Origin of the sequence: Sphingobacterium cavernae (assembly GCF_008520265.1) — a bacterium.
GTDB lineage: Bacteria > Bacteroidota > Bacteroidia > Sphingobacteriales > Sphingobacteriaceae > Sphingobacterium > Sphingobacterium cavernae.
Map to the genome: position 1 here is coordinate 79,089 of NZ_VIQM01000054.1, position 12,268 is coordinate 91,356.

General features: G+C 36.4%; 9 protein-coding genes. 3 read left to right on the forward strand and 6 right to left on the reverse strand.

Features of this window, described 5'->3' with window-relative positions:
* Positions 1–31 precede the first annotated feature (31 nt).
* Positions 32–448, forward strand: coding sequence for a type II 3-dehydroquinate dehydratase (gene aroQ, locus FLS47_RS10790; RefSeq protein WP_149914378.1), 417 nt, complete (start codon positions 32–34; stop codon positions 446–448).
* Positions 449–457: 9 nt separating this feature from the next.
* Here the strand turns inward: aroQ and FLS47_RS10795 are convergent, their stop codons facing one another.
* Both FLS47_RS10795 and lgt read right to left on the reverse strand, forming a co-directional pair.
* Positions 458–1,660 (reverse strand): multidrug effflux MFS transporter, encoded by a 1,203-nt coding sequence (locus FLS47_RS10795; protein ID WP_149914379.1) that lies wholly within the window; start codon positions 1,658–1,660, stop codon positions 458–460.
* 48 nt (positions 1,661–1,708) lie between these two features.
* Complete coding sequence (gene lgt, locus FLS47_RS10800; RefSeq protein ID WP_149914380.1) at positions 1,709–2,545, reverse strand: prolipoprotein diacylglyceryl transferase; 837 nt, start codon at positions 2,543–2,545, stop codon at positions 1,709–1,711.
* A gap of 126 nt (positions 2,546–2,671) precedes the next feature.
* Here lgt and FLS47_RS10805 point away from each other — a divergent pair, with 126 nt between their 5' ends.
* Both FLS47_RS10805 and FLS47_RS10810 read left to right on the forward strand, forming a co-directional pair.
* Positions 2,672–3,787, forward strand: coding sequence for a M42 family metallopeptidase (locus FLS47_RS10805; RefSeq protein ID WP_149914381.1), 1,116 nt, complete (start codon positions 2,672–2,674; stop codon positions 3,785–3,787).
* 24 nt (positions 3,788–3,811) lie between these two features.
* Positions 3,812–4,153, forward strand: a complete 342-nt coding sequence (locus tag FLS47_RS10810) for a DUF3467 domain-containing protein (RefSeq protein WP_149914382.1) — start codon at positions 3,812–3,814, stop codon at positions 4,151–4,153.
* 70 nt (positions 4,154–4,223) lie between these two features.
* Here the strand turns inward: FLS47_RS10810 and FLS47_RS10815 are convergent, their stop codons facing one another.
* From FLS47_RS10815 to FLS47_RS10830, 4 genes are read right to left on the reverse strand one after another with little or no spacing between them, the layout of a single operon-like run.
* The gene (locus tag FLS47_RS10815; protein WP_149914383.1) at positions 4,224–5,207 is read right to left on the reverse strand and encodes a DUF4973 domain-containing protein; all 984 of its coding nucleotides are present in this window, start codon (positions 5,205–5,207) and stop codon (positions 4,224–4,226) included.
* Positions 5,208–5,218: 11 nt separating this feature from the next.
* Complete coding sequence (locus tag FLS47_RS10820) at positions 5,219–7,270, reverse strand: RagB/SusD family nutrient uptake outer membrane protein (RefSeq protein WP_149914384.1); 2,052 nt, start codon at positions 7,268–7,270, stop codon at positions 5,219–5,221.
* An 11-nt stretch (positions 7,271–7,281) separates the two neighbouring features.
* Positions 7,282–10,404 carry a SusC/RagA family TonB-linked outer membrane protein gene (locus FLS47_RS10825; protein WP_149914385.1) on the reverse strand — a complete coding sequence of 1,041 codons (3,123 nt, stop codon included), beginning with the start codon at positions 10,402–10,404 and terminating at the stop codon, positions 7,282–7,284.
* Positions 10,405–10,464: 60 nt separating this feature from the next.
* Positions 10,465–11,910 carry an IPT/TIG domain-containing protein gene (locus FLS47_RS10830; RefSeq protein ID WP_188347415.1) on the reverse strand — a complete coding sequence of 482 codons (1,446 nt, stop codon included), beginning with the start codon at positions 11,908–11,910 and terminating at the stop codon, positions 10,465–10,467.
* Positions 11,911–12,268: the final 358 nt, after the last annotated feature.

Below are 12,268 nucleotides of genomic sequence, written 5' to 3' on the forward strand. Positions count from 1 at the left end.
GAATATCTATATTTAATCATTAATCTATAATATGAAGAAAATATTGGTATTAAATGGTCCTAATTTAAATCTATTAGGTGTTCGTGAAAAAAGTATTTATGGTGATCAGTCATTTGAAGAATATTTTAAGTCTTTGAAAGAACGCTTCGCTGATGTAGATTTGTCGTATTATCAAAGTAATTCAGAAGGCACTATTATCGATAAATTACATGAAGTGGGATTTGACTTTGATGGCATAGTATTGAATGCTGGTGCTTATACACATACTTCTATAGCGATTGGAGATGCTATTGCAGCGATTAAAACGCCTGTGGTGGAAGTACATATTTCAAATGTTCATCAGCGAGAAGCCTTTCGACATCATTCATATCTTTCGAAGAATTGTAAAGGCGTAATATTAGGCTTTGGCTTAGATAGTTACCGATTAGGAATCGAAAGTTTAAAATAAAAAAGAGGCTTATAATAAGGCCTCTTTTTTGTCGTCTTTTAAATTTCTTTTTACAATATGAAGTACCAAAGATAGTACCGCACATATGCACATTGCTAGGAGCATCGGTTGTGGCGTATTATTATGAAATATACTTACCAACCCTGAACTCAGCGCACCCAAACCCATTTGCAAAAATCCCAATAATGCGGAAGCACTTCCTGCACTTATTCTGAAAGGAGCCATTGCCATAGCAGAGGCATTGGGGAATATAAATCCTTGAAACATTAAGTATCCAAATGTTAATCCCAATATAACAGGGAAAGTAATCATATCTGTCCATAAGCTTACCAGCATTAATAGTCCAACAAGAACTTGCCCGATATTTGCCACAACACAGATTTGCTGCATAGACCATTTTTTCAAAAATACTCGATTCAACTGCGTGGATATGATTAGTGCTGAAGCCACAAAGGCAAAAGCCAATCCATATTCCTTTTTGCTAAGACCATACAAGTCTTGCAATACGTAGGAAGATCCTGCTAAATACGCATAAAGTCCAGCTGAGGCTGTGGAAGCGACTAGACAATAAAATATAAATGTTTGATTCGTAAATACCTGAAAATATTGCGAAACAATAGACTTTGGTGCTAAAGAAAAGTTTTTATTTCCAGCATAACTTTCTGGGAGCATGAATATGGTTGATATTAATATCACAAATCCAATGGCGAACAAAGCGATAAATATATAATGCCAATCGAAGTAGTCCAACAAAAAAGCACCAGCAGAAGGCGCGAGAATTGGCGAAATTGCGATAACCAACATCAACAGACTGAATACGCGCGCAGCTTCTTTTCCTTGGTAATAATCTTGCACCATAGCGCGTGAAGCAACCATGCCCGCACAAGATCCTAATGCTTGCGCGAAGCGTAATAAAATTAGGCTATCGACATCTGGAGTGAACACACAGAGAATAGATGTGACAACGTAGATGCCTAATCCAACCATTAGCGGTTTCTTACGCCCGTATTTGTCCAACAATGGACCATAGATTAATTGACCTATTGCGATACCTATGAAGAAAGATGTAAGTGATAATTGAACTTTCTCAATGTTTGTATTAAAATCTCCAGCGATCGTGTCAAAAGCCGGAAGATACATATCAATGGAAAATGGGCCGATAGCAGATAATAGCCCAAGGATGAGCAAAATAATTTTTCTATTTGTCTTCATAAGAATTTAAAAAGCCTCTTATTTATTTAAGAGGCTTCGTATGCTGTGTTATTTTTTACTTTTTGCAGTGGTGGCTGGTCTAAATATTAAATAAAGTCCAGCGAGTATAAATGGTATGCTCAGCAATTGCCCCATATTAATGAACATACTATCCTCGAATGCTTCTTGATTCTCTTTGAAAAACTCAACAAAGAATCGGATACTAAACAAACATACAAGGAATATGCCAAATAACAATCCTTGCTTTGGGTTCTGGTTTTTCTTGTATATCGCCCAAAGAATGAAAAATAAGATTATATAGCCTACAGCTTCATAAAGTTGACCTGGGTGACGTGGTACAGTGTCTATCTGTGTAAATACAACTGCCCAAGGAAGACTTGCGTCAGCTGCTTTACCAATGATTTCTGAATTGAAGAAATTTCCGATACGAATAAAAGCTCCCGCAATAGGGACAACTAATACCAATCTGTCGGCTATCCATACAAAATTGGTTTTCGTTTTCTTAGCGTATAAATATAGTGCAGTCAAAATACCGATTGCTCCTCCGTGCGAAGCTAATCCTGCAAATCCTGTAAACTCCCAGCTTCCTGAACGTTTACTGAATGGTAAAAGTATTTCCAAAGGATTTTGGCTATAATAATCAAATTCATAGAATAGACAATGACCAATTCTAGCGCCTAAAATTGTACCTAAAAATATATAAATTGTTAGTTTATCTAAGTCATCCTGTGTTTTGCCTTCTTTCTTAAAAACTTGCAACATCAAGATGTAGGAAACAACAAATGCCAGCAACCAGCACATCGAATAATAACGGATTCCAAAAGATCCAATAGTGAAAATATTTTCAGCACCAGACCAATGAATAACATTATAAATAAAATCCATAAATGATTGTTTAAAGCTGTAAATATAAAACTAAAAATCATTTAAATGTTATTGTCAAATAAGAATCTGTTTATTTTTTGGAATAGAATAATTATTTTTTATTTTGTACGAAAACAAATAGTAGACATGGCAAAGAAGAGTAGTAAAGAAGTAAAACATCAACCTGTTGTAACCAAAGAGTCGGTAAAATTCTTTGAAAAATATATAAATAATCCCTCGCCAACGGGATTTGAATGGGAAGGTCAACGCCTTTGGTTGGATTATTTGAAACCTTTTGTGGATGAAACATATATTGATAACTATGGTACTGCAGTAGGGATAATCAATCCAAAAGCAAAATATAAAGTTGTTATCGAAGCGCATGCCGATGAGATTTCTTGGTTTGTAAATTACATCACAAAAGATGGTCTTATCTACGTGATTCGTAATGGTGGCTCTGACCATCAAATAGCACCTTCTAAGCGTGTAAATATACATACGGATAATGGTATGGTGAAAGCTGTTTTCGGATGGCCAGCAATACATACACGTTCAGGTGAGAAAGAAGAATCACCGAATCTAAAGAATATCTTTTTGGACTGTGGGTGTACATCGAAAGAAGAGGTAGAAGCTCTAGGAATTCACGTAGGTTCTGTAGTGACGTATGAAGACGAATTCATGATTTTGAATGATCGTTATTATGTAGGTCGTGCTTTGGACAATCGCGCAGGTGGATTTATGATTGCTGAGGTCGCACGTTTATTAAAAGAGAATAAGCAGAAGTTACCTTTCGGCTTGTACATTGTGAATTCTGTACAAGAAGAAATTGGGCTTCGAGGTGCTGAAATGATTGCGGATTGGATAAAACCTAATGTAGCTATCGTAACGGATGTAACGCACGATACGCAAACACCGATGATCAACAAGATTACTCAAGGAGATTTAGCTTGTGGTAAAGGTCCTGTAGTATCTTATGCACCAGCTGTACAAATCAACTTGAATCGTCAATTGATAGACGTAGCACAAAAGAACGATATCCCATTCCAACGTCAAGCTTCCTCAAGATTTACGGGGACAGATACCGATGCATTTGCTTATTCAAATGGGGGAGTACCTTCTGCATTGATTTCATTACCTTTGCGTTATATGCATACCACGGTAGAAATGGTACATAAAGAAGATGTAGATAATGTGATTCGTTTGATCTACGAGACATTGTTGACAATCGAAGATGGACAAGATTTTAGAAGTTTTACGAAATAAAAAAGATTTAAAAATAGAATAGAGATGAGTGATAAAAATCAAAACAATCCAGAAAACAACGAATTAAGTATAGAATTATCAGAAGAAACAGCTGAAGGAATTTATTCTAACTTAGCGATTATTACACATTCTAATACAGAATTTGTATTAGATTTTATTCGTGTGATGCCAGGTGTTCCTAAGGCAAAAGTGAAGTCTAGAATTATCTTAACACCAGAACACGCTGCACGTTTGTTAGGTGCTTTGCAAGATAATTTGGTGCGTTTCGAAGCGCAGTTGAAAGCTGCAGCTCAAAATCAACAAGTAGAGCCCGTGTCTAAAGATTTTCCTTATCCATTGGATTTGCATCCTAAAGGCGAAGCATAAAAAATTTAAGCCCTATCAAAATTTTTGATAGGGCTTTCTTATTAAATCAACATACTAAACTTTTAAAGCTTTACCATTGGATGGCTTGATCCTCATCTGGAATCTGTGTATTCAAAACACGTTGAAGACTTAATGTACCTTTTACAACATATTGAATGTTAATATTAGGTATCATCGTGTAGTCCGTGAAATTGTAATCAATATTATTAATTGTAATAGTTTTTCTTAATAAATAGGGATAGTTTGGCTCAATCATTTGACTAACCGTATAACTCAAATCCTTATTAACTCTAAGGTTTAACAGTGGATTATCAGCATATAATTCTACACCGCCACTATCATTGAAGCGTGCATATATTTTATAATTTTGTCTGTCTTGTCTTTCTTCATCAATAGCTCCCGCATAAAAGAAAATTGTATTTTCATCAACAACGTAACTCTTAATTTCACTCTTCACAATCGAAGTTTCATTTTCCGCTCCATCCATAAAAGTTCTCAATGCTGTACCTCCATATGTACCAGAGAAATTGTTAAATGGATTAATCCTTAACAATGCTTTTTTATAATGCTTGCGCGGATGTGGGATATAGGAAGACGAACCTTCGACAATAGTAAGTGGTAGTACCCACTTTTCAACTAAATTTATATTTTTCAACGTAAAATCAATATTTAAAAGCCCAACATCTTCACCTGATTTAATATCAAGTGTCTGATTGAAACTGAAATATTCATTTGGCAACATTCTGTAGTAGAAATCAGTTCTATTCTGAAATCTCTCATAATTAAGAATGTCCAAACTATCGCGATCGACATCAATTTTAACAGAAATATTCTGTGAGTTTGTATTAGATCCACTAACTATTACAGGCAGTTTAAAACTTGTTTTTTCGTTATCACGATAGCGCACATAAATGTCTGACACACCACTTTGCGTGCTCAGAGGTGCTTTGAATGAAATGAAATTTTCGTATTGTTCATCCTTCCATTCATCATTGCATGAAGTATTAGCAAACAATAATGCCATTACTAGATATTTTATATAATTCTTTTTCATGAGATATACTTCTAATCGTTATACGTCCAGCCTGGATTTTGAGTAAGTTTTTTGTTTCTCTTCAACTCCGAATGCTTAATTGGCCAAAACCACATCTTATCCGCAAAAGTATTTTTTAAGACCCATGTAGCTACAGGCGTATGAAATAAATCTCTATTTCCTGCATTCATCAATATATTGCAACCATATACTGGTAATGATTCTTCTTCTGCAGCATCTAACCAACGACGCAAATCGTAATAACGTTGACCTTCTGCTACTAATTCAATAAATCTTTCTCTTTTCAATTTTTTTCTTAATTCATCTTTGTTTGAATAAATTGCAGACGCGTAATCCGGTACTCCCGCACGAATGCGTACCGGATGAATACCTTTCTGCATTTCAGAGATATCCCGAGATAAGGAATAAGTCGTACCTTTCCATGATGGAATAGTATGCGACCCGTCTAATTCGTTCAATGCTTCGGCATACATCAATAGAATATCTGCATAACGGATAGCTGGTTCTGTTTTATTAATTATGCGATCTGCGTTTCCGCCCTCGTAAGTATCACTGGGATGCACATATTTTTTAATCCCAAAACCAGTCCGTAACCAATAAGCGTTTGAAGAGTTGAATCCATTTCCTCTGTTATCTTCACGATAATAAAACACTTGCTGATTGCGATTACGCTCTTGTGACTCATTTAATAGTGTCCAGAAACTGCCATTAAACGCTACCGAAGCATAGAATCGAGGTTCTCTATTTGCATATTGTAAGGAAACTCCCGCGAGTAGAGGACGATAACGTTGCGCTGAAACATCATCCGCACTGACGTAACCTGTTAGGCGGTTAGAGCCATTACCACGGCCAATTTCTTTATCCTTCCCAGGAATATCGGAACCGTCATTCATAGAATAGGCGTCTACTAATTTTTGCGTAAGACCATGCGTATTCCAACCGGTAGCAGACCTCGGTAGGGAATGCGCTACCATTGCTCTTATATCTTCAGAACCTTGATTGTTTCCTCTTGTAAATATTATTTCGGGATTACCAGATGCGACGAGTGTACCATCGAACACCTGCGCATAGGATTTCGCAGGGTCTATATTTGCCCAGCCCAAAGGCCAATTTTTAGTTGCGAAATTGCCATCATTTGGTGGAACTATAGTTGCATCATTGCCAGTCAACTGCACAGGTACAGTATACAAGTTATAAACACCAAGTTCCATTACGTCACGCGCGGCCGCAGCAGCTTTAGCCCACTTTGCTTCTTGATAATCAGCTGACAATAATCTCTTTCCGTTGTGATCTATTAGTTTTGCCGCAAAAGCAGTGTTATTACCATTAGCCATAGGACTTGCTGCATATAATAATGCTTTGGCACGTGTTGCTAATGCTGCACCGACTGTAGGACGTGCAGAAGCATCTTGTCCTCGTCCGACACCTAATTTTTCCATTTCTTTTGCTGCTTGTAGCATTTCAGTACTGATGTATTCCGCACATTCTTCGTAAGTACTTCTAGGTGTTGCCAAGTCATCATAGCTGTCTGTATAATCTAGCCCATCATCAGGAAGTAAAGGAATAGGTCCATATTTGCGAAGCAGCAACCAATATAGATATGCTCGCGCAAATCTCGCTTGTCCCCGATAGTCTTCGATTTCATCTGCAGACATTTCTTTATTTACATGAATATTATGAATAAACGTGGTGGCATTTCTTATGCCGCGATACGATTGTGTCCAAGTTCCTTGCTTGTCATTTTCTGAATATTGTCCCATTTTGAACATATTGTACGATAGTTCATTTTTAGATGGATCATAATCTCTGTCCCTATCACCATAGTACATATCATCCGAAAAATTGTGCGGCGTCAAACCTTTACTTGCAACATCGGCATTGATACCTTTGAATTCTTCGAATATGTGGGCTAGCCATTCTTCAGAATAATTTTTACTTTCAAAGACTTTTTCCATCGTCATTCTATCTTTGAATAGAGCGTCAGATTCTAAATAGCCTTTTCGACAAGAACTAATACCGACTAATACGACCAGTATTGGCAAATAATATATATATTTTCGCATTGCTTTTACTTTTACAGATTAATATTAATACCGAAAGTCACAGATTTAGGTAGGGGATAATCCTCACCTCGTGGTGTTGCTAATTCTGGATCCCAAAGTTTGAAATTAGACCAAGTCATCAAATTGTGGCCAGCTAAGAACAATCTAATGTTATTGGTCTTGATTCTATTTGTAAAACTCTTAGGTAAAGAAAAGCCAATATCAATATTTTTAAGCCTTAAGTATTGACCATTTCTTAACCAAAATGTAGATTCTCTAAAATTGTTTGGGAATGCTCCAAAGCTCAATCTTGGGTAGGAAGCATTAGGATCCTCTGTGGATGGATCTCCAGAAATATCTGCCGAAATCCAACGATTATCTCCCATGACACCTTTCATCACTTGACCCCATTCTCCTTCGCTAAATGCATAAACTGTTTTACCATACGTAGAAAACGTAGATTTTCCAGCTCCTTGGATATGCATATTAATGTCTATTCCTTTCCATTGGAAGGAAGAGCCCAATCCGTAGATTAGATTTGGTCTTCTGGTAGCGCCAATCGCTACGATATCACCATTGTCAATAATACCATCTCCATTTACATCTTTGTATTTTATATCTCCAGGTTGATATGCCCCAAAAGTCTGTGTAGGACTATTTCTGATATCGTCGTAATCCTTAAATAATCCCAATGCAATTAAACCTTTGGCTTGATCCACGCGAAAACCTTCTGAATTTTGGTAGGGATAGACATTGTTCTCTTCGTCTCTTTCTAATATTTTGTTTTTGCTGTAGGTAATATTCCCTCTAGCGGTAACATTTACTTCACCTATTTTTTGTTTATAACTAAATCTTCCTTCAAATCCTTTTGAACTCACCGCTCCAACGTTTGCCCTAGGTATACTTTCCAATCCTACAATTTCTGGAAGAAAGTTTCTAGGCATATAAATGCCAGTTCGTTCTTCATCAAATAGTTCTATGGAGCTTTCGAATTTATTGTTAAATAAGTTGATGTCGAATCCAAGATTTTGCTTCAATGAGACTTCCCATGATACATAAGGTGAAGCCACTTGAGAATACCGCAATCCTCCAAAACTTCTGGTTGAACCAAAATCTGCCCATTGGTAGCCTCCAGCTCCTCCGATATCGTATAGATATGGAAAACGTTCTCTATTCATTAATTGGTCATTTCCTGTTTTACCATATGAAAATCTTACTTTAAGCAAATTCATCCATTCAGCGTTTTCTTTGAATATTTTTTCTTCCGAAATATTCCATGCAAAAGAAACGGCAGGAAAGAAACCATATTGATTGCCTCTAGCAAAGTTTTCAGAACCCGTGTATCCAAAATTGAAATCTGTGAAATAGCGGTTTCGATAATTGTATGTCACTCGACCAGCTAACGCTTCATTTTTACGTGCTAAACCATTCTTAATGTCATTACTATAATTCCTGTTTACGACCACCCCATTTTCTAACACACTTTCATAATTTACTGTCTCTACAAGTGCATCGCGTGTAAATCTTGCAACAGCACCGATATTGTGTCCATTAAAAACACGATCATAGTTAAACATAAAGTCTAAAAATTCTCTTCTATTGCCATATCCAGAGCCTAATTGTGTCATTTCCCTTGGATCAGATACTTTATAATAAATGATTTCTCCATTGTTGACATTACGTGCTCTATCTGCACGCCATTGCTCAGGCCATTTGATTCTTCTTATATTATTATTGTTATGTGTATCGTATCCAAAAATTCCACGACCGCGTAATCCTTGTGTGATAAAATCTAAATTTTGTTCAGCAGTTACATTAATCTGGATATTATTCGTCCAGTTTTCATTATAGCCCGTTTGTGTAGCCATTACCCATGGATTTGTTCTATTACCTTCACCAACTGCTGGTATACGTCCATTGGAATACGTAATAGGCATACTAATAGGAGAGTATCCGAATAGCGAACCCCAAAAATCAATGTCACCAATACCAGGACTATTGCGCAAGCCTAATGATCCTGCAACTCCGACTTTTAGAATTGTCGAGCTCGTGACATTCATATCCGTATTTAGTCGGTAGTTCCATCGTTTGTAATTGGCATTGGTATTGTAATCTTTTTTCAAACTTTCATCGATTTTATACATACCACCTTCGTCGACGTAGCTTCCTGACACAAAGTAGCGTGCTGTTGAGCCACCACCACTCATATTTAAATTTGCACGGTGTGTCATAGCACCATCATTCAAAAGCTTAGCTTGCCAATCAACATTTGGATAGAGGTCAGGATCGAGACCTAATCGTAATATTTCTAATTCTTCTGGCTGATACACAGGTTCGAAATTTCGTGTGATTCTTGCCTCATTCAAAAGGTTAGCATAGGTAAACCCATCCTCAAATTCTGGGGTAATTGTCCTTGTATTATAAATTGTTTCGTTTTTGAAATTGATGTTTATTTTACCTTCTTTCCCACGCTTTGTAGTAATTAAGATAACACCATTTGCGCCTCTTGAACCGTATATAGCAGTTACAGCAGCATCTTTCAAAACGGAGAACGATTCAATATCTTCTATATTGATGTCATTGATATTACGTTCGATATTGTCTACTAGTACTAATGCGGATGAACCACCTCCAAACGTAGAAATACCACGAATCCAGAATTCAGAAATATTTCTACCCGGTTGACCTGACTGCATCATAGCCATGACACCAGCGACATTACCTGCTAAAGCATTAGAAAGACTGGATGTAGGATTTGATTTTAAATCATCTACGTTCACTGTAGTCACCGCACCGGTGAGCGTAAGTTTCGTTTGATTGCCTGTACCCGTAACTACAACTTCCTCTAATACGCTGGACTCTTTTTCTACTAATGTTATATTCAGTGTTAAATCTTCTTTGATAACTACTTCTTGAGTCTGAAATCCTACAGATCTAAAAACTAATTTCTTATAACGTTCGGCTTTAATTTTATAGACACCTTTATTATCTGTGATCGTACCAAGACCAGGAGCGTCTAATACATGGACACTTATACCTGGTAATGGATTTTTCTGTGCATCGAGTACAATACCCGTTACTTCAACTATTTCCTGCGCTAGCGACGAATTGATGACGCTAAGAAGTAAAATACAGGTTAGTAAGAATTTATTCATAATTCCATTCTATTACTAAGGTTGTGATTTTGTTGATTATTACAATACTATTTGGTTAGACTAATTATCACCTTCCAAAGCAATCTTTCTGAAGCGTCTGTTCGCACGATCACCAATATAAAATGCTTTTTCAGTTTCATTGTATGCGATTCCGGTAGGTCTGTCAAAACGCGCCTCTAATCTTAAGTCTCCATCGACATAGCCCCAAGGGTTAGCATTCAGGCTTGAACTTCCTCGACCAGCAAAAGTAGACACTATACCTTCTGGTGTTAGCTTACGAATAGCGTGATTCATCTGATCTGTAAAATAGAAATCGTATTCATCCGGCTTGCCCACTGCAGCGTAGTCTTCATTTTTAACGAAAACACCTTGATATGGTTCATTAAGTCTTACAGTAGCACCAATACCGTCATTATAGCCTGCAGCTCTTAATTGTCCACAGACTAAATAAGGCTGATTAAATTGTTTCTTTTCCCAATTGTAATCTATACGCAGGATGTAATGTTGATTAATAACAACGATATAAGCATAGTTACCTGTAGGATGTATAAATGTTTTAAATTCCCACTGCGGATCATGCACAAAAAATAATGTTTCATAGTCTTTTTGTTCCAATCCTTGAGAAAAATATTTATTCATATCAAATCTGAAAAATTGACCTTTTTCATAACTGTTAAAATACATTTCTCCATTAATGGGATGTACAGTAGCACCGTTGCATTGACGATAACGCGTTAATATTTCAGTATCCAAGAAATTTCTAGCACGAGATAATAGTGTAGTAGCCCCATCATTTTCTCCCCCTCGGTCTTCTGAAATAATCATGTGATCCCCTTCAGCCGTGAAATCTATACTACGTGGTCTGTTAAAATTGGACCTTATTTTAGTAACTACGCTATCCTGAAAATTGAGCAGGTATAACCCATTATTATTATCAAAAGTAACATACAAATGTTTTGGATTTTTAGGATCAAATTTCATGTGTGAGGGTTCCCAGAATCCACTCGCCATTTTATTTTGGTCTGGATCTTTGAATTTTCCATCCCTCCACGGCTCGTCTCCACGTTCATTTCTATACCCTACAACGGTAGACACAATCATTTTTCGCTGATAAAGAAATTTTTCATTTGCCTTTCCGATAATTGGCAATTGTTCTTCACCAACACGAACTTCTATATCTCCTTCGTAGGCTTTTGTAGGCACTAAACAATAGATGGATTCTCCTTGAGCACTGATAACAATAGCAGATTGACCGCCAATTATTACAGAAATGATAGATGGGTCATTCCCAAAATTTTTTCCATAAATAACCAGACGTTGACCAGCTCCTCCAGTCTTAGGTTGAAAATCCGAAACAACTACGGGGTGTTTTGGATCAAAAGGCAAAGCGGAATCTATTGTTTTTTCATCCGATTTACACGACCATATTCCTAAAAATATTGCTGGAATCATCCATAACAAATACTGTAGGCGTAGGTTTGAACTTAATGTAAGTTTATTTCTCATAAGCGATTAGTTGGCTGTTAATATTATTTTAGGCAGATGTTATCTTTTGCTTATAGCAACTTTTAATGCATATATGATCAAAATAATCTATATGCTTCTAGCATCTAATTTCACCTTATTATTGTACTATTTAAATTTGATGAATATTGCTAAAACGATTTCCTAAATGTTGCGAATGATTTATTTTATAATTGATTACTCAAAGTTAGTTGATAAAAAAATCCATCGGATGTCAATTTATCTCATTAAATATTCAATTTGTCTCATATATTTTACAATAGCGGTTTTAATTTATAACTTTCAAAAAGCTTGGATAATAGCCACTTATTATTTAAGTCGAGACCTGTGAATTTTAAAA

Coding starts and splice junctions, on each gene's coding strand:
- FLS47_RS10810 (WP_149914382.1), top strand. CDS start 3,812: ATGAGTGATAAAAATCAAAACAATCCAGAAAACAACGAATTAAGTATA.
- FLS47_RS10825 (WP_149914385.1), bottom strand. CDS start 10,404: ATGAATAAATTCTTACTAACCTGTATTTTACTTCTTAGCGTCATCAAT.
- FLS47_RS10805 (WP_149914381.1), top strand. CDS start 2,672: ATGGCAAAGAAGAGTAGTAAAGAAGTAAAACATCAACCTGTTGTAACC.
- aroQ (WP_149914378.1), top strand. CDS start 32: ATGAAGAAAATATTGGTATTAAATGGTCCTAATTTAAATCTATTAGGT.
- FLS47_RS10795 (WP_149914379.1), bottom strand. CDS start 1,660: ATGAAGACAAATAGAAAAATTATTTTGCTCATCCTTGGGCTATTATCT.
- FLS47_RS10815 (WP_149914383.1), bottom strand. CDS start 5,207: ATGAAAAAGAATTATATAAAATATCTAGTAATGGCATTATTGTTTGCT.
- lgt (WP_149914380.1), bottom strand. CDS start 2,545: ATGGATTTTATTTATAATGTTATTCATTGGTCTGGTGCTGAAAATATT.
- FLS47_RS10830 (WP_188347415.1), bottom strand. CDS start 11,910: ATGAGAAATAAACTTACATTAAGTTCAAACCTACGCCTACAGTATTTG.
- FLS47_RS10820 (WP_149914384.1), bottom strand. CDS start 7,270: ATGCGAAAATATATATATTATTTGCCAATACTGGTCGTATTAGTCGGT.